Annotated in this window: 18 protein-coding genes; 12 read left to right on the top strand and 6 right to left on the bottom strand. The window is 34.4% G+C overall.

Annotated features, from left to right (window positions below):
• The first annotated feature begins 24 nt into the window (after positions 1-24).
• Genes rsmG through RM51_RS03700 form a run of 4 tightly spaced genes read left to right on the top strand, consistent with a single transcriptional unit; the run spans position 25 to position 4,331 of the window.
• Positions 25-660: a 16S rRNA (guanine(527)-N(7))-methyltransferase RsmG gene (gene rsmG, locus RM51_RS03715; protein WP_039366378.1), complete on the top strand. Its 636-nt coding sequence runs from the start codon at positions 25-27 to the stop codon at positions 658-660.
• 28 nt (positions 661-688) lie between these two features.
• Positions 689-1,096 (top strand): hypothetical protein, encoded by a 408-nt coding sequence (locus RM51_RS03710; protein WP_039365328.1) that lies wholly within the window; start codon positions 689-691, stop codon positions 1,094-1,096.
• Between the two features lie 5 nt (positions 1,097-1,101).
• Complete coding sequence (locus RM51_RS03705) at positions 1,102-1,641, top strand: DUF922 domain-containing protein (RefSeq protein WP_117590325.1); 540 nt, start codon at positions 1,102-1,104, stop codon at positions 1,639-1,641.
• Positions 1,638-4,331 (top strand): PD-(D/E)XK nuclease family protein, encoded by a 2,694-nt coding sequence (locus tag RM51_RS03700; RefSeq protein ID WP_039365327.1) that lies wholly within the window; start codon positions 1,638-1,640, stop codon positions 4,329-4,331. The genes RM51_RS03705 and RM51_RS03700 overlap by 4 nt, the downstream gene beginning before the upstream one ends.
• A gap of 165 nt (positions 4,332-4,496) precedes the next feature.
• Here RM51_RS03700 and RM51_RS03695 read toward each other — a convergent pair whose 3' ends face one another.
• From RM51_RS03695 to RM51_RS03685, 3 genes are all read right to left on the bottom strand, one after another.
• Positions 4,497-5,675: an acyl-CoA dehydrogenase family protein gene (locus RM51_RS03695; protein WP_039365326.1), complete on the bottom strand. Its 1,179-nt coding sequence runs from the start codon at positions 5,673-5,675 to the stop codon at positions 4,497-4,499.
• A gap of 111 nt (positions 5,676-5,786) precedes the next feature.
• Positions 5,787-6,581: an NUDIX hydrolase gene (locus RM51_RS03690; protein ID WP_052194196.1), complete on the bottom strand. Its 795-nt coding sequence runs from the start codon at positions 6,579-6,581 to the stop codon at positions 5,787-5,789.
• Positions 6,582-6,597: 16 nt separating this feature from the next.
• Entirely contained in the window at positions 6,598-7,791 is a 1,194-nt protein-coding gene (locus tag RM51_RS03685) for an MFS transporter (protein WP_039365325.1), read from the bottom strand.
• Between the two features lie 177 nt (positions 7,792-7,968).
• Here RM51_RS03685 and RM51_RS03680 point away from each other — a divergent pair, with 177 nt between their 5' ends.
• The 6 genes from RM51_RS03680 to RM51_RS03655 all read left to right on the top strand — a co-directional run bounded on the left by RM51_RS03680 (position 7,969) and on the right by RM51_RS03655 (position 18,746).
• On the top strand, positions 7,969-10,878 hold the full coding sequence (locus RM51_RS03680; protein ID WP_039365323.1) for a SusC/RagA family TonB-linked outer membrane protein: 2,910 nt from the start codon (positions 7,969-7,971) through the stop codon (positions 10,876-10,878).
• Positions 10,879-10,889: 11 nt separating this feature from the next.
• Positions 10,890-12,437, top strand: a complete 1,548-nt coding sequence (locus RM51_RS03675; protein ID WP_039365321.1) for a RagB/SusD family nutrient uptake outer membrane protein — start codon at positions 10,890-10,892, stop codon at positions 12,435-12,437.
• A gap of 4 nt (positions 12,438-12,441) precedes the next feature.
• Complete coding sequence (locus tag RM51_RS03670) at positions 12,442-13,866, top strand: glycoside hydrolase family 30 protein (protein ID WP_039365319.1); 1,425 nt, start codon at positions 12,442-12,444, stop codon at positions 13,864-13,866.
• Positions 13,867-13,946: 80 nt separating this feature from the next.
• Entirely contained in the window at positions 13,947-16,169 is a 2,223-nt protein-coding gene (locus RM51_RS03665; RefSeq protein WP_039365316.1) for a glycoside hydrolase family 3 N-terminal domain-containing protein, read from the top strand.
• 238 nt (positions 16,170-16,407) lie between these two features.
• Positions 16,408-17,211 (top strand): glycoside hydrolase family 16 protein, encoded by an 804-nt coding sequence (locus RM51_RS03660; RefSeq protein WP_039365314.1) that lies wholly within the window; start codon positions 16,408-16,410, stop codon positions 17,209-17,211.
• A gap of 95 nt (positions 17,212-17,306) precedes the next feature.
• Complete coding sequence (locus RM51_RS03655; protein WP_039365312.1) at positions 17,307-18,746, top strand: glycoside hydrolase family 30 protein; 1,440 nt, start codon at positions 17,307-17,309, stop codon at positions 18,744-18,746.
• A 70-nt stretch (positions 18,747-18,816) separates the two neighbouring features.
• Here the strand turns inward: RM51_RS03655 and RM51_RS03650 are convergent, their stop codons facing one another.
• The 3 genes from RM51_RS03650 to RM51_RS03640 all read right to left on the bottom strand — a co-directional run bounded on the left by RM51_RS03650 (position 18,817) and on the right by RM51_RS03640 (position 21,200).
• The gene (locus RM51_RS03650) at positions 18,817-19,800 is read right to left on the bottom strand and encodes an aldo/keto reductase (protein WP_039365310.1); all 984 of its coding nucleotides are present in this window, start codon (positions 19,798-19,800) and stop codon (positions 18,817-18,819) included.
• A 170-nt stretch (positions 19,801-19,970) separates the two neighbouring features.
• Positions 19,971-20,780, bottom strand: a complete 810-nt coding sequence (locus tag RM51_RS03645) for an enoyl-ACP reductase FabI (protein WP_039365308.1) — start codon at positions 20,778-20,780, stop codon at positions 19,971-19,973.
• Between the two features lie 120 nt (positions 20,781-20,900).
• Entirely contained in the window at positions 20,901-21,200 is a 300-nt protein-coding gene (locus RM51_RS03640) for a hypothetical protein (RefSeq protein ID WP_039365306.1), read from the bottom strand.
• 139 nt (positions 21,201-21,339) lie between these two features.
• Between RM51_RS03640 and RM51_RS03635 the strand changes: the two genes are divergently transcribed.
• Positions 21,340-21,897: a DNA-3-methyladenine glycosylase I gene (locus tag RM51_RS03635; protein WP_039365304.1), complete on the top strand. Its 558-nt coding sequence runs from the start codon at positions 21,340-21,342 to the stop codon at positions 21,895-21,897.
• Positions 21,898-21,927: 30 nt separating this feature from the next.
• The gene (locus RM51_RS03630; protein ID WP_039365302.1) at positions 21,928-22,785 is read left to right on the top strand and encodes a hypothetical protein; all 858 of its coding nucleotides are present in this window, start codon (positions 21,928-21,930) and stop codon (positions 22,783-22,785) included.
• The last annotated feature ends 14 nt before the right edge of the window (positions 22,786-22,799 follow it).

Below are 22,799 nucleotides of genomic sequence, written 5' to 3'. Positions count from 1 at the left end.
TTTTTGCAGATTATAATAATTGATATGTCTACATCGTTACTATTAAAATATTTTCCCAATCTTACCGAAACGCAGATTGAACAGTTTTCAAAATTAGAAGCTCTTTATAATGAGTGGAACGAAAAGATCAATGTAATTTCCAGAAAAGATATGGAATCATTGTATGAGAAACATATTTTACACTCTTTAGGAATTGCTAAGGTGATGGAATTCGCACCCGGAACAAAAGTGTTGGATATTGGAACGGGAGGAGGTTTCCCAGGAATTCCTTTAGCCATATTGTTTCCAGAAACAGAATTTACGCTGATAGATTCTATCGGGAAAAAAATTACTGTTGTAAATGCTGCTGCAGAAGGAGTTGGGTTGAAGAACGTAACGGCTATTCATGGAAGAGCTGAGAAGCTGAAAGAGAAATTCCATTTTGTAGTAAGTAGAGCAGTTACCCAAATGCCTGAATTTTTAAGATGGCTGAAAGGGAAATTTGAAAAAGAGCAGTTCAATACAAAACACAATGGTGTTCTTTATTTAAAAGGAGGAGACCTTGCTGAAGAACTTGCAGGACTTAAATGTGAAATCTTTAGTCTTAAAAATTATTTTGAAGGTGAATTCTTTGATACAAAAAAAGTAGTCTATCTCTCGAAAGGTAATTTTAATTCGTAAATTTATACTTCCAAATCAAGATAACAGTATGAAAAAGTTTATAAATATTGGAATTTCTGCGGTCATATTAGGTTTTATTTCAACATCGTGTAATGATGATGATGACTATCAAACCGTAGAATCTATAGATAAAGTAAAGATTGATAGTGTAAAGATTATCAATGATACGATGGATGTTTTTACCGTTCAGAGTATTAAAACGTATTCTGCTTATCAATCGAATTGTGAAGGTTTTTATGGTTATGATTATATTCATGATGATAATGTAACCAGATCCGTTACTGCCTATAAATTTAAGACAGATGGAGCTTGTCAACCCTCAACGAAAACACTTGCCAGTCAAATTAATTTCAGTCCGCAGCAAACCGGAACGTATACTTTTAAATTCTGGAGCGGAGGAAGTACTTGGATTACCAAAACCATTGTAGTGGAGTAAATTAGATGCTGAAATTCATTGTTTTATTGTGTTCATTATTTTCCATTCAGGCATTGAGTCAGAAAATTAGCTGGAATGAGAATGTAAAGCTTAAATGGGAAAACTTTCAAAGTCCTGTTAATCGCAAAAGCAATCCGGATGTAGTTGCTTATACTAATTGTGGGTGGGAATACACTGTAATAAAATCTTCCAATCCTAAAGCAGCAGTTGAATTTAATATCCAAACAAGATTTAACGAAGATAAATCGTGGAAAGATGTAAAAAGAATCAATGATTATTACCTTCTGCATGAACAAAAGCATTTCGATATTGCTGAAATATTTGCCAGAAAGCTGAGAAAAGAAGTCAAAGAAAAAATTAAAACATCCACAGATTTCGATAAGTATTTTAAAGGGATTTATAATACAATTTCAAACGATTATAAGAACTTTCAGATTACCTACGATAAAGAGACTGAACACGGTATTAATAAAGAAAAACAAGCTGAATACAATACATTAATATCTTCCGAATTAGAAAATTTAAAAAACTTTAAAACCTCTTGAAGTTCCTCAATAAAATTGTTCACGAATTATTAGCTCAAAGTTCTGATCTTTCCGAGTTCAATATCGTATTACCGGGAAAACGTCCCATCGTTTTTATTAGAAGAATTTTAGAGGAAAATAACTATTCAGGACTTTTACCCAACTTTTTTACAGTAGAAGAACTGATCAATCAGATTGCAGACAAACAGCCGATTCAAGGGATTTCTTTGTGGCTTTTTTCTTTTGATGTCTATAAAAGTCTTAATCTTATTCCAAGAGATGATTTTTCTGATTTTTTGAAATGGTTTCCTACGTTACAGAAAGACTGGGATGATATTTTGAAATTTTCGGAAAGTGATCAGGTGGTTCTTCAATATATGTTCGATGAAGAAAGAATCAAAGAGTGGGCGCAGGATTTGGGAGAAGATGATGATGTTCCGAGAAAGAAATTCCTGAATTTCTGGAAAAATATGAATGTTTTTCTTCCCGTTCTGAAACAAAAATTGCAGGAGAAAAACTGGGCGACTTCCGGAATGATTCACGAAACCGCAAAAGCTGAAATTGATCATTTTGCTAAAAATACCAAAGAAAAATTTGTTTTTTGCGGGTTTAATGCCTTTACTCCGGTTGAAGAAAAATTAGTTAGAAGTCTTTTACAATGGGATAAAGGACAATGCTTCTTTCAGGCAGATTATTATTATTTTGATGATGAAAGACAAGAAGCCGGAAAATTTCTGAGAAACCATAAAACCTGGAAAGAATTTAACGATCACAGAGCTTTTAACTGGATCGAAGATGATTTTAACCAACCTAAAAATATAAAAGTATATGAGGTTTCAGGAAATATTACCCAAACAAAAGTATTGCCTGAAATCTTTAAAGAAATAGAAAATAAGACGTATTCCAATACAGCGGTTGTTTTGTTGGACGAAAATTTGCTTCCTGCAAGTTTAGATGTCATGTACGGAGTTCAGAATCTGAATATCACTATGGGATTTCCGCTGAAGAATCTTTCATTTTCTAATGCGGTAAAGCAACTTTTTTATCTTCAGAAACAACTAGAAAAAAACAAATCATCATATTATTATCGTGATGTTTTTCCTATTCTTGAAGAACTTCCGAAATCTGCCGAAGACGAATTGGTCATCAATCAGTTTAAAGCAAAAGTAGAAGAGAGGAATATTGTTTATATATCAAGAAAACTATTGCAGGAGCTTTTAGGAGAATTATCATACTATAATTTGCTTCAAAAAGCAGATTCCACGAATATTTATTTAGATTCCTTAATTGATTTTTGTAAGAAAGTAAAATGGCTGGAAATAGATGATATACAGTATGAAAACGTATCTCACTTCGAGAATTCATTTAGGATTATAAAAAACCAGCTGAGTCCGTATGATTTTGAAATCACGATGGAAACACTGGAGATTCTGATCAATCAGCATATCAATTCCGAGAGCATAGATTTTCAGGGAGAGCCGTTAAGAGGATTACAGATTATGGGGCTTTTGGAGACCCGTCTTTTGAATTTTGAGAATGTAATCCTGCTTTCTGTGAATGAAGGGAAATTACCGCTCGGAAACTCTCAGAATACCTATATTCCGTTTGATATCCGAAAGTTTTTTGATCTTCATACCTTCTTGGAAAACGACAGTATTTATGCTTACCATTTTTACCGTTTGATTCAGGATTCCCAGAATGTACATTTGTTGTTCAATGCATTAAGTTCAGGGGTGAATTCGGGAGAAAAGAGCCGATTTATTACCCAGATCGAAATGGAAAGTTCTCACCATATTGAACACCTCATTATAGAGAATTCATCGGAGCCAATTATTACCGAACCTATTGAGTTTATAAAGACACCTGTAGTGTTAGAGAAGCTTGAAAAATGGAAGGAAAAAGTTTCGGCTTCACACCTTACAAGTTACCTGTACAATCCGATTGATTTTTACCTTTCTAAGATTTTGAATACTTCCGAAAACGATGAAATTGAAGAAGAATTATCGGTTAAAAATTATGGGAATTTAGTTCATTATACACTTCAAGAAATATATGAGGTATTAAAAGGTAAAGTATTAAAAGAAAATGATTTAAAAGTTTCAATTAAAGAAATAGATAAATATATAGATATTGCTATCGATAAGCTGAAACATCAGCCGGAATTCTATGAAAAGGGAATGAATTTCATTCACAAAGCCATTGCTAAAAAAGTGATTGAAAGCATTCTGAATTATGACCTTGATCTGGTGAAGAATGGAAATAAACTTGAAATTTTAGATATTGAAAAACGATTTGAAAACGTAGATTTCTATCTCGATGCATCACAGAAAATATCATTTTTCGGATTCATTGACCGAATCGACAGATTGAATGGAACCCTGAGAATTATCGATTATAAAACCGCAAAAATCAAAAATCTGATCGTTAAAATTGATCAGGATAATGTGGAAGAATATTTCCATAACAGTGATCGGAAACAGGCGTTGCAGCTTTGTATTTATCAATATGTGGTACAGAATCTTCCTGAGTTTTGGGGGCTTCCTATTGAAACCGGAATCTGGAGTTTCGCCGAAGCTAAAAAAGGAGTGGTATCATTACAATTCGAAAAGGGTGATATTGATGATGCAATGAAATCTATTAAAAGTTTAATTGAGGAAATCCTGAATCCGGAGATGAATTTTGTTGAAGAGATTAAGACTTATTCTATTTAATTTACACATAGCTATTACATGGAAATTTGTCATTCTGAAGTGTAGTGAAGAATCGTATTTTTTTGCAGAGATTCCTCCTTTGTCGGAATGACAGTGTACATAAATTAAATAAAAAGCCTAATAAATTAACTTTATCAGGCTTTTTTATAGCATATTTCTAATTTTTTAGAATGCGTTAATTCCGGTAATATCTAACCCTGTAATCAATAAGTGAACATCATGCGTTCCTTCATACGTAATTACAGATTCAAGGTTGGCAGCGTGTCGCATCATCGGGAATTCACCCATGATTCCCATTCCTCCAAGGATCTGACGGGATTCTCTTGCAATATCAATCGCCATTTTCACATTGTTTCTTTTTGCCATTGAAATCTGAGCAGGACTTGCTTTATGTTCATTTTTAAGGTTTCCTAATTGTAAGCAAAGTAGCTGAGCTTTAGTGATTTCAGTCAGGAATTCTGCTAGTTTTTTCTGTTGCAACTGATAAGAACCGATTGGTTTTCCAAACTGTTTTCTTTCTTTAGAATACTGAACCGCAGTACAGTAGCAATCAATAGCAGCTCCGATTACACCCCAAGAAATTCCATATCTCGCGGAATTCAAACAAGATAAAGGTCCTTTTAATCCAGTCACTCCAGGAAGTAAATTTTCTTTTGGAATCTTCACGTCATTGAAAACCAATTCTCCTGTTTTGGAAGCTCTTAAGCTCCATTTGTTGTGGGTTTCAGGAGTTGTAAACCCTTCCATTCCTCTTTCAACGATCAGTCCCTGAACTTTTCCTTCTTCATTTTTAGCCCATACTACAGCAATATCGCAAAGCGGAGAATTGGTGATCCACATTTTTGCCCCATTTAAAAGATAATGATCTCCCATATCCTTAAAATAGGTTTCCATAGAGCTTGGATCTGAACCATGATTAGGCTCCGTTAATCCAAAAGAACCGATCATTTCTCCGGAAGCTAACTTTGGTAAATATTTTCTCTTTTGTTCTTCAGAGCCGAATTCATTGATAGGGAACATGACTAAAGAACTTTGTACGGAAGCGGCAGAACGAACGGCAGAATCTCCTCTTTCCAGCTCCTGCATGATCAAACCGTAAGAAATCTGATCAAGACCAGAACCTCCATACTCAACCGGAATATACGGACCCAATGCTCCAACTTTTCCCAATTCTCTCATCAAGCCGGGAATGTCGGTATGATTTTGTGCAGCATGATCGATCTGTGGCATGACAAAACTTTCTACCCATTCTCTGATCGATTGGCGTATAAGTTTGTGTTCTTCGGTAAGTAAAGCATCAATTCCATAATAATCAGGGATTGATGTAAGAGGATAATATGACATTGTAATTTAATTTTTCTAAAAATAATACTTTTCGCTATTCCAGAAAAATTTTTTTTAAATGCCTGATGAAAATTGATTTTTTAAACTATTTGAAAAGATTAAAAGGCAGAATTATGCTTCATCCTCTTTATCATTTGAGATAGGATACTGATTGGGTGAATTATGAACTTTGCTTTTGAATTTATACAAATAAGGAGCTTTATTTGCAGAACCGTCATACAGTTTCTCCAGCCTATCAAGAATGTTAAGACTCAATATTTTACGTTGGAAATTATTTCTTCTGAATTTCTCACCTAAAATAGTTTCATAAAGAGATTGCAGATCTTTCATCGTAAACTTTTCAGGAAGCAAATTACTGGCAGCAACTTCGGTATTGATGTTCATTCTCAGGTATTCAAGACCTGTTTCTATGATTCTGTCATGATCGAAGGCCATCTGAGGAAGGTTATTGACCTCAAACCATTCACAGGTTTCATTAAAAGCATCAGGAAATGTGTTGGCAAGAGAAAAATCAATCAAGCTACAGTAACCTACTGTAATGAACCTTTGAAAAATCCAGTGATCTTTTGGGATTTCAATTCCTTTATTTTGAAGTAAAATCTGGTGTACATTGTTTTCTGTACGATCTATTCTTCCAAAGGTGTGAAATTGTTTCAGAAAAATATCTTTTATATGTGTTCTTTCAAATAAAACACGAGCTGCTGCTTCTCTGAGATCTTCATCATTAAATACAAATCCGCCGGGAAGTGACCACAAATTGAGGTCATGATATTTCAAAAGTAAGACTTTCAGGATATTATTATGAAAACCAAATATGGTACAATCTACAGATACATGGGCTACAAAGTCTTTTGTATCAATAAGTTCCTGAAGGTTTTGTTTGTTTTTTGTGTCTTTGATTTTCATGGGAGTAAAAATAAAATTATTTTTTTAATGTTTTTCTACTTATTGTAAAATAGACTAAACTTATTGTAAACAGCACAAGTACAGCAAATAAAATATACACTGAATAGTAGTTGAGTAATTGGTTTCCAAATAAGATTGACATCATAATCGAACTCACAGAACTTCCTAAAGATGAAAAAATAACGATTAGCGATGTAAAAAGGTTTACATTCTCTTTATTGATTCTGGTGATCATTTTTGAATTGATAATAGGGTAGAGCGGTGATAAGAACAATCCAATTACAGGAAACAAAAACAACAAGATTTTAGAATCTTTCGGACCCAAGAACTGTATTCCAATAATAATGGATAAGACAGAAACAATCAATACCAAACACCAAACATAATATTTTGATAAAGAGAATCTGTGGATGATATTTGAAGTGATCATTCTCCCCACATAAGAAAAAAGAGCAAGGAAAGAGGAAGCCTGAAGGGCGAAGAAGGAGTTGACTTTTAAATGGTTTTTATAAAAAGAGGGTAACCATGAATTAAAACTCTGCTCAACAAAAACAATAGAAAATAATACAGCTAAAAAGACAATAATCAAAGGACTGATGAATTCTGAAAGCTCTTTGATGAGATTTTCTTTTTCTTTTTTTACCGGTTCCGCAATCTCAAGTCTTGAAAATAAAAATATGGTGATAGCTGATAAAACAGAAATAAATAAGAATCCAAATTTCCAAAACTGAGAGAATTGGCTTGAAATCAACCAGCCAAATCCAGTATTTACAACAAAAATCCCAATCATAAAAGAAGCTTCAACGCTGTTCATCGTTTTTGCAAGTGTCTTTTCATCAGAAATATTATTACGGATGACTCCAAATACGCATATTTTACCAATGGCAAAACAAGCTCCAATGATGGCGAACCAAAGTTTGTAAAACCAAAATACTTCTATAAACGGTAAAATAATTGAGCAAATCCCTACAATACTCAATGCTAAAATCAACGATTTTTTTGTTCCGAATTTGCTGATAAAGTTAACGGCAAAAAGTGAAATAAGGGCAACAGGAATATCTTTAAATGACTCTAAAAATCCCAATTTATCGTAGGTGATTTTTGCCTCCGAAAGTTGAAGAATTACAATGCCCATACAGTTTAAGACCATTGAAAAAATCAGGAAAGTTAGTTTCAACGGAAGGGAGATTTTGGAGAGCTTGGTCGTCATTTCAGGGATTTTTTTTGTTCTTTTTTATGAAAATTTAAGGTTTTTTTTAATAAAAATTATGCCTTTGAAGCCCCAAAAATAAACGAAATATTAAAATAGTTATTAATAAAATGTTAATTATTTAAAAAAAAATATATTTTTATTGTCTCAATTTGAGAATTAAAAAACTAACTGTATATGAATGTAAAAATATCAAGAAGTTTAGGACTGGTTGCAGCACTCTATTTTACTGCAAATTTCAGTGCCCAAAACACCAAGAAAGACACGCTTCCGAAAGAGCAAAAAATTGAGGAAGTGGTAATGATCGGTTACGGTACTCAGAAGAAGAGTAATGTGACGGGTGCGATTTCCAGTATTAAGGCCAGTGATATTGAAAATGCTCCTGCAGCGGGAAGACCAGAACAGGTACTCCAGGGAAGAGCTGCAGGTATAAGTGTAATTTCAAATTCCGGACAACCGGGAAGTGCTCCTACGGTTCGTGTACGTGGTATTACCAGTTTTGGTGCGGGAAGTAATGATCCGCTTTGGGTAGTAGACGGAATTGTTGTAGACAATATTGGATGGTTAAATCAATCTGATATTGAAGGAATGGAAATTCTTAAAGATGGAGCTTCTGCAGCTATTTATGGAGTTTCAGCTGCAAAAGGCGTTATTCTTATTACAACCAAAAAAGGAGCAAAAGGAAGAATGAACCTTTCTTATAATGGTTTTTTTGGTGTAGGAAACGCTGCGAAAAAACTTGATTTATTAAATGCTACACAGTATGCGAACATCATGAACGAAGCCAATACTAATGATGGAAAAGCACCGATGTTCAGCAATCCAAATTCATTTGGGGCAGGAACGGATTGGCAAAAGCAGATTTTTAATAGTGCACAACGTCAATCTCACGAATTCAGCATCAATGGAGGAAATGATAAATCTACGTTCTTTACCTCATTTGGATATTATGATCAGGAAGGTATTGTATTAAGAGATATTTCAAATTATAAAAGAATTAATGCGAGATTCAATTCTACACATAAGGTTTTTGATTTTTTAACAATAGGGCAAACTTTTGCATATACCCATGTGAAAGCACAGGGTATTAGTGATAACAATGAATTTGGAGGACCATTAAGCTCTGCCATTAACCTTGACCCTACAACACCTCTTGTTGTTACTGATATTGCAAGTCAACCATTTCCAAGCGATTATACGAATAATCCTAATATCATAAGAGATGCCAATGGAAATCCTTATGGAATATCACATTATGTAAGTAAAGAAATGTCTAATCCATTGGCGTTTCAAGAGACGCAAAGAGGAAGGTATAGATGGTCTGATGATATTGTTGCCAACGTTTTCGGCGACTGGAAAATAAATAAGAATTTTAATTTTAAGTCAACTGTAAATGGAAAATTGTCTTATTGGGGGAATCAGGCATTTACACCAAAAGCATATTTAAGCTCAGCAAATTCTAATTCTACAAATAATTTATTTAGAGAAATTCAGAGAAAATTTGAGTGGAATACAGAAAATACCCTTACTTACCATAATAAGTTTGGATTACACAATTTAAATGTTTTATTAGGTCAAGGATATTATGAGTATAATATTTCTTACGGACAAAATACCACATATAAAAATCTTCCAACAAATAACTGGCAAGACGCGTCTTTTAATTTTGATATTTCTCCAACTGATAAGACTTCAAATGCATGGGATGGAAAGCAAACACATAAAGCTTCTTATTTTGCTAGAGTGGTGTATGATTATGATAATAAATATCTTTTCACAGGTACAATTCGTAGAGACGGATCTTCTAAGTTTGGAAGAAATAACCATTGGGGGAACTTTCCTGCAATGTCTTTAGGATGGAATGTTTCTAATGAAAATTTCTGGCCCGAGAACAATGTAGTTAATAGTTTTAAATTAAGAGGAGGATATGGTATTTTAGGAAATGATGGGATTGATAATTTCCAGTTTGCTAACTTCTTAGTTGCAGGAAGCAATTATACTTTTGGAGATAATATCATTCATGTAGGATATGCACCAAGTACTTTGGAGAATCCTGATTTAAAATGGGAAAGAACATCGCAATTTAACATTGCTGCAGATCTTAAAATTTTCAAAAACTTTGACTTAAGTGTAGATGTCTATAGAAAGAAAAGTACAGATATCCTGAGACAGGTTGAAGTTCCTGGGTATCTTGGATTAATCAATAATCCATGGAGAAATATTGGAGACATGAATAATGATGGGATAGAGGTAAGTTTAGGTTACAAAAAGAATTGGGGTGACTTTGGCTTTTCTGCAAATGGAAACTTTGCTTATTTAAAGAATGAAATTACTAGGCTTGAAGGAGGTAAGGAGTATGTTAATTTTGCATCTTTTCAGACCCTTGGAACTGTTTCTAGATTACAAGTTGGACAATCATATGGTTCTTTTTATGGGTATCAAAATCTAGGTGTTTTCCAAAATCAGGCAGAAATTGATGCCTACAGAAATTCTAATGGAGGATTAATTCAGGCAAATGCTAAACCTGGTGACTTCAAACGACTTGATGCCAATGGAGATGGTAAAATAGATGAAGCTGACTATGTAAATTTGGGGAACTCTGTGCCTAAATATACTTTTGGCTTTACTTTGAATATGAATTATAAGAATTTTGATCTTATGGTATTTGCACAAGGCCAAGCAGGAAATAAAATTTTCCAAGGTTTAAGAAGACTTGATATTCCAGAAGCTAATTATCAAACTGCAATTCTTGATCGTTGGACAGGTGAAGGAACGTCTAATACAGTTGCCAGACTTACAAAAGATGATCCGAATCAAAATTATACTAGAATGTCCGATTATTATCTTCAAAAAGGAGATTATCTACGTTTGAAATTAGTTCAGATAGGATATACTCTTTCTAAAGATGTTGCAAAAACGATTGGAGCTTCAAAAATAAGATTTTATGTAACAGGAGAAAACCTTGTAACTTTTACAAAATACACAGGGTATGATCCTGAAATTGCAGGAGGTGATACTTTTGGTATAGACAGAGCGTATTATCCGCAAGCAAGAACTTTCCTTTTTGGTGCTAATGTTCAATTTTAATTAAAAGAAAAATGAAAAATAAAAGATTTATATATAAAAGTGTTTCTGTTTTAATGCTTGCGGGAATTGGTTTTGGAGCCGTTTCTTGTAATAATAGTAACCTTGAAGATGTACAAAATACGGGAACTTTCGATTCTGACAATTATTTTCAAAATGAAGAACAATCTTTTTCTGGACTTGTTGCTACCTATGATATGTTAAGAAAATATTCCGGAGGATTTGAAAATATGGTGACATTTTTTAATGGTGCTTCTGATGATTTTTACTCTGGAGGAGGAAATTCTTCGGATGGAGCAGGAATTCAAGGATTCTCGAATTATACAATAAATCCGATTATTATGCCGGCGAGTTATTGGAAAGACTATTACCAAGGGATAGCAAAAGCTAATCTTTTACTTGATAGAATTCCTAACGCAAATATGAATGATCAGACAAGAAAAAGATTTATTGCAGAAGCTAAAGTATTAAGATCATTATATTATTTTGAACTGTTAAGAATGTTCAAAAATATCCCTCTTATTTTAAAACCAATTTTGGTTTCAGACGATTATTATCACATTCCTCAAGCAAAGCCGGAAGATGTATATAGCCAAATCGAAGGTGACATTCTTTCTGCGATCAATGATCTTCCTTTAACTATTAGTTCAAATAATAAAGCTGAATTGGGAAGAATCACACAAGGTTCGGCTCGTGCTATTTTAGGTAAAATTTATTTGTATGACAATAAAAAAGCTTTAGCTGCCACACAATTTGAAATGGTAAATGGTACTCCTGGACAGACTAGTCAATACGGTTATCATTTGGTAGCAAGTTTTGCCGATCTTTGGAAGATTGATAATAAATTTACTACAGAATCAGTATTAGAAGTAATGCATACCAATGCAAGTAATGCAGATTGGGGATTTTGGGGATCTGGAAAAGACGAAGGAAATTCTGTTAATCAGATGGTAGGAATTATTTCTTATGGAGTTAATACACAACTCCCTAATAATGATGCACCAAGTATTCATAAAGGATGGGGATTCAATCCTGCTACAGATGATTTGTTTACCTTCATGCAAGGGGATCCACGCTTGGACGCAACAATATTTAATGCTAAAGCATTAGTACAGCAAAACAAAATAACTTATTCTGCAGGATTTAAAGATACCGGATATTTTTTAAATAAATATTTACCAAGAACAGCGGACGAATCTACACAACCAGGAGCAACAGAGCTAAATTTCCGTCAGAATTATATTGCAATAAGATTAGCAGATACATATTTAATGGAAGCTGAATCACTTAATGGGACAGGAGCGAGAGCTCAGGCTTTACTAGATGCAGTAAGAGCAAGGGTAGGATTGGCTTCAGTTCCGGTTTCGATGCAGGCAATTAAAGACGAAAGAAGAAGAGAGCTTGCTGGAGAAGGACACAGATGGTTTGACTTGGTAAGATGGGGAGATGCTCCGGCTAAATTGGGTTCAAGAGGGTTTACAGCAAATAAAAATGAGATATTGCCAATTCCTTTTAATGAGTTAGCAAATACGGCTTTAAAACAAAATCCTGGCTATAATTAATCACATGAAACTTCACAGTTTATATAGTTTCTTTTTAAAAAGTACTGCACTGCTATTTAGCGGTGCGGTGCTTTTGCCTTTATCATCATGTAAAACCTTGAGTACAAAGGATAATAAAGTTGAAGTTTGGCTTACTAAGGGAGATGAAAGTGTAAAATTAGAACAACAACAAAACATTGTTTTTATAAATACAACCAATAGCTTTCAAAATATTGAAGTAGATGCTTCACAGGTTTTCCAAAGTATTGACGGTTTTGGATATACTCTGACCGGAGGAAGTGTTCAGGTGATCAATCAGCTGAGTGCAACCAAGAAACAGGAATTATTGAATGACTTATTCAGTGCTTCAGGAATTGGTGTTAATTATTTAAGAATAAGCATTGGTGCTTCAGACTTGAACAGCGAAGTTTTTTCTTATGATGATTTACCGGCAGGACAGACGGATCCTACGCTTTCTCAATTTAGCTTAACTAAAGATCAGGCTGTTATCCAGATGTTAAAAGATATTTTGGTGATTAATCCCAATATTAAAATCTTAGCAACACCTTGGTCGCCACCGGTTTGGATGAAAGACAATGGAAACAGCGTTGGAGGAAGTTTAAAGCCTGAATTTTATGGAACATACGCTCAGTATTTCGTAAAATATATTCAGGCAATGCAGGCACAGGGAATTAAGATTGATGCCATCACTCCTCAAAACGAACCATTGCATCCGGGAAATAATCCAAGTATGTATATGACACCGGGAGACCAAGCTACTTTTATTAAAAATAATTTAGGACCTGCTTTTCAGGCGGCAAATATTACTACAAAAATTATTGCTTACGATCATAATTGTGATAATCCTGCTTATCCTTTGGCGGTTTTAAATGATACAACGGCCAATCCTTATGTGGACGGATCTGCTTTCCATTTATATGCAGGAGATATTTCGGCGTTGAGTATGGTTCACAACTTATTCCCGAATAAAAACGTATATTTTACAGAACAATGGACAAGTTCTACAGGAGGATTCTCTGGAGATTTGGATTGGCACGTTAAAAACGTTATTATAGGATCAATGAGAAATTGGAGCAAAACAGCATTGGAATGGAATGTAGCAAACGATGCGTCATTTGGACCTCATACACCGGGAGGTTGTACACAGTGTAAAGGAGCAGTTACAATTAATAATGCAACAGGGTATGACAAAAATGTAGCCTATTATATTATTGCCCATGCTTCAAAATTTGTTCCTGCAAATTCCCAAAGAATTGCTTCAACACAAGGAGATAATCTTTCAACGGTGGCTTTCAAAACACCAGCTGGGAAAACAGTTTTGATTGTTCAGAACAGCAATTCTACAGATAAGACATTTAACATTAAGTATAACCAAAAGACAGCTCCTGTAACCATTGCAGGAAGTTCAGTAGCAACCTATATTTTTTAATATAAAATCATGAAATTGCGGTAATAAAAAGATGATTATTACACGATTTCATTCGACCTTAAAAAGATAGAATATACCATATGAAAAGAATTTATTTCTTATTAGCATTTACAGCATTCGGATTAAATCTATTCGGACAAAAGACGATTGATCAAAAAGTCACTGAATTGTTGTCGAAAATGACATTGGAGGAAAAAGTTGGGCAACTCGTTCAATATAGTGGTTTCGAATATGCGACAGGACCTCAGAATTCTAATTCTGCAAGTGTTTTAAATGAAATAAAACAGGGAAAAGTAGGTTCGATGCTTAATGTAGCTGGAGCAGAAGAAACCAGAAGGTTTCAGGAATTAGCTTTAAAATCGAGATTGAGAATTCCTTTGTTATTCGGTCAGGATGTCATTCATGGGTATAGAACAACATTTCCGGTGAATCTTGGTCAGGCGGCGAGTTGGGATTTAGGATTAATAGAAAAATCTGAGAGAATTGCTGCAACCGAAGCTTCGGCTTATGGGATTCACTGGACTTTTGCACCGATGGTGGATGTTGCCAGAGACCCGAGATGGGGAAGAGTGATGGAAGGTTCGGGTGAAGATACCTATTTAGGAACTCAAATTGGATTGGCAAGAATCAAAGGGTTTCAGGGGAAAGGTCTTGGAAATCTCGATGCTATCATGGCTTGCGCGAAACATTTTGCAGCGTATGGAGCGGCAGTTGGTGGAAGAGATTACAATTCTGTTGACATGAGTTTAAGACAATTGAACGAAACTTATTTACCTCCGTTTAAAGCGGCTGCAGAAGCCGGAGTCGCTACTTTCATGAACTCTTTTAATGATATCAACGGAATTCCGGCAACGGCAAACCAATATATTCTGAGAGATTTATTAAAAGGGAAATGGAATTATCAAGGTTTTGTGGTTTCAGATTGGGGAAGTATTGGTGAAATGGTTCCTCACGGTTATGCCAAAGACAATAAAGAAGCTGCGGAAAAAGCAATCCTTGCAGGAAGTGATATGGATATGGAAAGCCGCGCTTACATGGCTGAACTTCCCAAATTGGTTCAGGAAGGAAAAGTTGATCCTAAGTTTATTGATGATGCGGCAAGAAGAATTTTGATTAAAAAATTTGAGATGGGATTATTTGATGATCCTTACAGATTTAGCAATGAAAAAAGACAGAAAGAACAATTAAATAATCAGGAAAACAGAAAATTCGGAAGAGAATTTGGTTCGAAAAGCATTGTTTTGCTTAAAAATCAGAAGAATCTTTTACCCCTTTCAAAATCAACGAAAACAGTTGCTTTAATAGGTCCTTTCGGAAAAGAAACATCTGCCAATCACGGATTTTGGTCGATTGCTTTTAAAGATGATAACCAAAGAATTATCACTCAATTTGACGGAATCAAAAATCAGTTAGACAAAAATTCAACATTATTATACGCAAAAGGAGCCAATGTTGATGATCAGGACAAATCGATGTTTGCAGAAGCGTTGGAAACGGCTAAAAAAGCAGACGTTGTGATTATGACTTTAGGCGAAGGTTCGGCAATGAGCGGGGAAGCGAAAAGCAGAAGTAACCTACATTTCTCAGGTGTTCAGGAAGATCTTTTAAAAGAAATTGCTAAAACAGGCAAACCGATTGTTTTAATGATTAATGCGGGAAGACCTTTGGTTTTTGATTGGGCAGCAGACAATATTCCAACGATTATATACACATGGTGGTTGGGAACAGAAGCTGGAAACTCCATTGCGGATGTTCTTTTTGGAACCGTAAATCCGGGCGGAAAACTTCCGATGACTTTCCCTAGAACTGAAGGACAAATTCCGGTGTATTACAATCATTATAATACGGGAAGGCCAGCGAAAAATAATACGGACAGAAATTATGTATCGGCGTATATAGATCTGGATAATGATCCAAAATTTCCATTTGGTTATGGGTTAAGTTACACTCAGTTTAAATACTCTGATCTGATTTTGAGTTCAACAAACCTTAAAGGTAATCAAACATTAACGATCAGTGTAAATATTGCCAATGCAGGAAAATATGATGGGGAAGAAGTGGTACAGTTGTACATCAGAGACTTATTTGGAAAAGTGGTAAGACCTGTGAAAGAATTAAAAGGTTTCCATAAAGTTTTCATTAAAAAAGGAGAAACTAAAACCATAACGTTTACTTTAACTCCGGAAAATCTGAAATTCTATGATGACGAACTGAATTTTGATTGGGAAAGCGGAGAATTCGATATCATGATCGGAACCGATTCTCAGCATGTTCAGACAAAAAGAATTAATTGGTCAAAATAATATAAGTTTAGTTACTAAGAGCGGGATAAAACCCGCTTTTGGCGGTAGAAAACATTGGGTTTTAATGAATTGAAACGTTGTGTTTATCATTCTGAAAGGAGCGAAGCGGATTAAAGAATCTCAAATAATAAGATAGGTTTTTCCTGTATCAGAAGGAGAAACTTTGAAAATAACTTATAATACCTTAATTTTAATTGAATTTTTAAAAGCAATATAGAAAAACCCGAATCTTTTACATATGAAATTCCAAAATATCACAACCGTTTTAATCGGGGGAAGTCTCCTGTTTTCAGCTTTAAACTGTGCTTCGAATAAGCCTGATTCAAGCAAGAAATTAATATGGAGTGATGAATTTAATTATAAAGGATTACCGGATTCTTCAAAATGGAATTATGATGTCGGTGGTCATGGATTTGGGAATGAAGAGTCGCAGTTCTATACAAAAGACCGATTGGAAAATGCAAGGGTAGAAAAAGGAAACTTAATCATAGAAGCCCGAAAAGAAAATTGGGAAGAAAGTAAATATACTTCTGCAAGACTTCTTACCAAAGGGAAATTTGCCTTTCAATACGGAACCATTGAAGTAAGAGCGAAACTTCCCAAAGGTCGTGGAACATGGCCTGCAATCTGGATGCTAAGCGAAGATTTGAAGAAATGGCCTAATGACGGCGAAATTGATATTATGGAACATGTCGGGTACAATCAAGGGTTTATTCATGCTTCTATTCACACAAAAAACTATAATCATTTAAAAGCAACACAAAAAACGGATACATTAAAAGTAAACGATGCCAGTGAAAAATTTCATGTGTACAAAGCAGACTGGACTCCTGACAAAATTGACTTTTATATTGATGATAAGAAGTTTTTCTCTTATGAGAATGAAACTAAAACTTATGAAACATGGCCTTTCGATAAACCTTACTTCCTCATTTTAAATTTAGCGGTTGGTGGATTATGGGGCGGAATAAAAGGAATTGATGATACCATTTTCCCTCAAAAATACTACATAGACTATGTAAGAGTCTATCAAAACAAATAATACACATCGCTAAATTCCTTTACTTTGAAGGAGTGGATAAATTTCAATGAAAATTTAGACTGGGTGGTTTAAACATATAAATTAGAAAAGATATAATGAAGAGATTAGTCGTAAGTTGTTTTGTAGTCGGGATGGCTTTCAATGCAAATGCACAAAACTACTGGAAAAAGAATGCTGGTAAAACAGCCAAAGTTTACCTTACCAATTCGAATACCAATGAAAAAATGGTAGACAAAGGAGCCGTAAAATTTGAAAAACTTGATCAGCCTAAAGAAACGGATGCCTGTATTTTTGTAGATCCGGATTTTAAATATCAGAAACTGATAGGAATTGGAGGGGCGATTACAGATGCTTCTGCTGAAACCTTTTATAAAATGCCGAAGAATAAGCAGAAAGAAATTCTTGACGCTTACTATGGTAAAAATGGATTGGGATATACGGTTGTTCGTACCAGTATGAATTCTTGTGATTTCTCAAGCGATTCATACACCTATGTTCAGGATAATGATACTTCTTTGAAAACATTTAATGTTGCTCATGATGAGAAGTATAAAATCCCATTGATTAAAGAAGCTCAAAAAGCAATTGGAAAAGACTTTACGTTTTATTTTTCACCTTGGAGTCCACCGGCTTGGATGAAGTCTAATAAAAGCCTGTACAAAGGAGGAAGATTAGAAAATCAGTATTACCAACCATGGGCTGATTATTATGTGAAATTCATCAAAGAATATGAAAAAAGAGGAATCAACATTTGGGGATTGACCGTTCAGAATGAACCCATGGCAACACAAAGTTGGGAATCTTGTATCTATACAGCACAGGAAGAAGGGGAGTTCTTGAAAAACAATTTAGGCCCAACTCTTTGGAAAAACGGATATAAAGATAAAAAAGTGATGATCTGGGATCATAACAGAGATCTGATTTATCAAAGAGCAACAACAACATTGGGAGATCCTGAAACCGCGAAATATGCATCAGGAATCGGATACCACTGGTATGAAACATGGAATAATAAAACTCAGCTTTTCGATAATTTAGCCGAGACTCAAAGAGCTTTTCCAGAAAAGTTTTTGGCCTTTACTGAAGGCTGTAAAGAGCAGTTTGATCTTTCTAAAATTTACGATGTAAAATTAGGCGAACTGTATGGCAGAAATATGATCAACGATTTCAATAAAGGAACAGCTTTATGGACGGATTGGAATGTACTTCTTGATGAAACAGGAGGTCCTAATCACGTTGGAAATTTTTGTTTTGCCCCGATTATTGCAGACACAAAAACAGGAGAAATTCACTATACCTATGAATATTATTATGTAGGACATGTTTCGAAATTCATTAAACCTAATGCACAGAGAATTGGGAGTTCATCTAATAGAGTAGCTTTAACTTCAACTACTTTTATGAATGAAAATGGACAATTGGTGACCGTCATCATGAATGATACGGATAATGATATCGATGCGAATTTGTGGATTGAAGGAATGGCAGCAAAACTTGCGGCGCCTGCACACTCTATACAGACCGTAATTTTATAAACTTCATATTAATTTTTTTATTATTTCGGCGGCTCCAAAGGAGCCGCCGAAACTTTTATTATAATATATCTTATTTTCCGACACGAGCTTGTAAATGGGCAGGATAACGCTCACCAATAATCTGTATTTCATTCAGAGCTTTTGTAATCGTACTCAATTCTTCAGTTGTAAGTTCTAGGTTTGCAGCACCTGCATTTTCCTCTAATCGATGGATCTTTGTCGTTCCAGGAATAGGAACGATCCATGGTTTTTGAGCAAGAAGCCAAGCTAACGAAATTTGTGCAGGACTTGCATTTTTCTCTTTAGCAATAGATGTTACCAATTTTACTAGTTCTTGATTGGCTTTTCTATTGTCCGCCGAAAATCTTGGAATAACATTTCTAAAGTCATCCTTAGTAAACGTTGTATCAGCATTAATAGAGCCTGTTAAAAAGCCTTTTCCCAGTGGACTGAAAGGAACAAATCCAATTCCTAGTTCTTCTAATACCGGAAGAATCTCTTTTTCAGGTTCACGCCAAAACATAGAATATTCACTTTGTAAAGCGGTCACAGGTTGAATAGAATGGGCTGTACGAATACTTTGTATACCTGCTTCACTCATTCCGAAATGTTTTACCTTACCTTCTGCGATAAGATCTTTTACGGTTCCGGCAACGTCTTCCATAGGAACGTTTGGATCTACGCGATGTTGGTATAATAAATCAATAACGTCTGTATTTAAATGTTTTAAAGAGGCTTCCGTTACTTTTCGGATGTTTTCAGGTCTGCTGTCTACACCTTTGTTGGCATCTCCATCTAAGAAACCAAACTTTGTAGCAATCACTACATTTTCACGGAAAGATTTTACGGCTTTTCCTACAAACTCTTCGTTAAGTCCCTGACTATAAGCTTCTGCGGTATCAAAAAAGGTAATTCCTAAATCATAAGCTTTCTGAATCAGTTCAATTGCATCTTTTTCACTGGAAGGATGACCATAACCAAAAGTTAACCCCATACATCCTAATCCTAATTCAGATACTTCTAATCCACTTTTTCCTAATATTCTCTTTTTCATAATTATTTTGTAAAATTTATAGAACAAATTTCAGGATATTATAGCTGTTTTTCTGTATATAGATTACGGGAATTATTACCATAATTACTGATTGAGAAGTTGTAAGAAAAGTAAACAAAAAAACCGCTTCAAAAAATGAAACGGTTTTATATCTAAAAATAGAATATTAATTATTCTGCATCATATTTGCTGATTACTCTTTGAGTAACTCCAGAACTGCTGAATCCACCATCATGGAATAGATTCTGCATCGTTACTTTTTTAGTAAGATCTGAGAATAAAGTAACACAATAATCTGCACATTCAAGAGCCGTAGCGTTTCCTAGTGGAGACATATCTTCAGCATATCCTAAGAATCCTCCGAATCCTTTTACTCCGCTTCCTGCAGTAGTCATTGTTGGAGACTGAGAAACCGTATTTACACGTACTTTTCTTTCTCCCCAATAGTTTCCGAAAGTTCTTGCAATACTTTCAAGATACGCTTTGTTATCAGACATATCGTTGTAATCCGGGAACGTTCTCTGAGCAGCAATATAAGTAAGTGCCAAAATGCTTCCCCATTCATTCATACAGTCTTTTTCCCAAGCCACACGCATTACTTTGTGGAAAGAAACAGCTGAAATATCCCAACCTTTTTCCAACCAGTCGTAGTTCATTTCTGTATAATGTTTTCCTTTTCTTACGTTGATAGACATTCCTATAGAGTGAAGGATAAAGTCGATTTTCCCAAATTTTGCTGTTGCAGCGTCAAAAAGTTTTTCAAGATCTTCAACAGAAGTGGCATCTGCACCAATTACTTCAGATCCGGTTTTTTCTGCTAAACCGTTAAGTTCGCCCATTCTCAAGGCGATAGGAGCATTAGACAAGATAAACTCAGCGCCTTCTTCATGACATCTTTCAGCAACCTTCCATGCGATTGATTGTTCATTAAGGGCTCCAAAAATAATTCCCTTTTTGCCTTTAAGTAAACCGTATGACATAATTTTTTAATGTTTATTTACCTACAAATGTAGCAATAATTTGTGTTTACAACATAATAAAAACGAAGCCTTCTATAAAAAAGACTCCGTTTTTGTTGAAAATATTTATATAACTGAAATTTAATTTGTTTTTTTATTCCATTCTGCTTTTACATCCTCTGCTGCATCTTTTGTTTTTTCCCATGCATCGTTGGCTTTATCCTTAATATCGTCCCATGCATCAGACACATTGTTTTTCACTTTGTCAAACCAATCTTCTTGTTGTGCTTCCTCATCATTAGCTCTTTTTTCATTAATGTAATCCTTTGCTCTGTCTGCTAGTTCTTCAATTTTCCATTTTACATTATCTGCCGCATTTTTTAGAGAATTTTCCGTGTTATCGACAGCATGTTCTGCTTTGTTATATTCTGAATTGTTCATAATATTAATATTTTAGTGTTGGTTGTTATGAATTAAACAATAACCATTCCTAAAATGAAAGAAGCATGTTAAACTTTTCATAAACTTTTGTTATCTTTTTACCAACAAATGTATCTTTAAGTGAATAAAATAAACAATTATGGAGAAAATACGTTGCGGATGGTGCGAAAAAGATGATTTATATAGAAAATATCATGATGAAGAATGGGGAAGACCTATATATGATGATGAAACCATTTTTGAATTTCTGATTCTGGAAAGCTTTCAGGCTGGGCTAAGCTGGTATACCATTCTTAGCAAAAGAGAAAACTTCCGAAAAGCGTTTGATGATTTCGATTACAAAAAAATAGCGTCTTATTCTGATGAAAAAGTAGAAGAATTGATGCAGGATTCAGGAATTATAAGAAACAGACTTAAAGTTTTGGCAACGATTACCAATGCACAGAAATTTCAGGAAGTGCAAAAAGAATTTGGTAGCTTTTCAAATTATATCTGGGGATTTGTAGACGGGAAACCAATTGACAATAATCCTAAAACACTAAAAGATGTTCCCGCTACAACAGAAATTTCAGATGCTCTATCTAAAGATCTGAAAAAAAGAGGATTTAAGTTTATGGGATCCACCGTTGTTTATGCTCATATGCAGGCAACAGGAATGGTAAATGATCATGTGGAAGGCTGTCATATAAGAGGTTAGAGAAATGTAAATTTTCTTATTTTAGCGGGCATGAAGAAAATTTATTATTTGGGAGTAGCTTTCGTTATTTTTAGCTCATTCAATGCACAAAAAACTAGAAATGAAAATGATTTTATTCCGGTAGAAATTACCCGTGAAAATGGTGAAGTTGAAAATGTTCTTATGAAAGGCATTTATTTTCCTAAAACCAAACGTTTTCAGGGAATGGTGGCACAATCCAATACAAAACATTCAATTTATTCAACCGACGTAGTTTTTGAGTATAAAATTTCATCTTCTGATGAAGTAAAGAAAATTACTTTTAATGAAGTGAAAAAAATTAAAGTGAAAGATAAATATGATGATGAAATTGTCGGTTATGAAAAGTTAAAAATTCTCGAATTGGATTCTAAGATGAATTTGGTTCATAAAAACTACGTTGCTATGTTACCAATTTTATATGAAGGCAAGATAAATATTTATGGATATGACCACTATCTATGCTATAATCAAAATGAAAGCAGTTGTAGTTATAATACTACGCTATTGTATTTAAAAAAAGAAAATGATCCTTATGCTATAATGCCTTTTGATTTAGATAGAGTAGGAATACTAAACTTTAGAGAAGTTGATGATCGGTTTATTGCAGGATTTAGACAAGCAGGAGGGAAATGTTCCAATTTTTCACAGTATTTGGATCAGCTTTATAAAAAATTAGATACAGAGGGTTTTTATGCTACACTTAGGAAGGGATATCCGGAATATATGAAAAAAATGAGAGAGACTGCCAACAACGATAATATAAAAGGGAAGGAAAGGAAAAATTTTATTGTAAAAGCAAAGCATGATTTTATTATGAATTATTATATAAACATTATAGGAGAGTATGAGAAAAACTGCCCATATTAAATAATAAAAAAAGG

The sequence above is a fragment of the Chryseobacterium taiwanense genome (genome assembly GCF_000813825.1).
Taxonomy (GTDB): Bacteria; Bacteroidota; Bacteroidia; order Flavobacteriales; family Weeksellaceae; genus Chryseobacterium; species Chryseobacterium taiwanense.
Note: the sequence above shows the minus strand (reverse complement) of the source record. Positions and strands in the feature narration are given on the sequence as shown.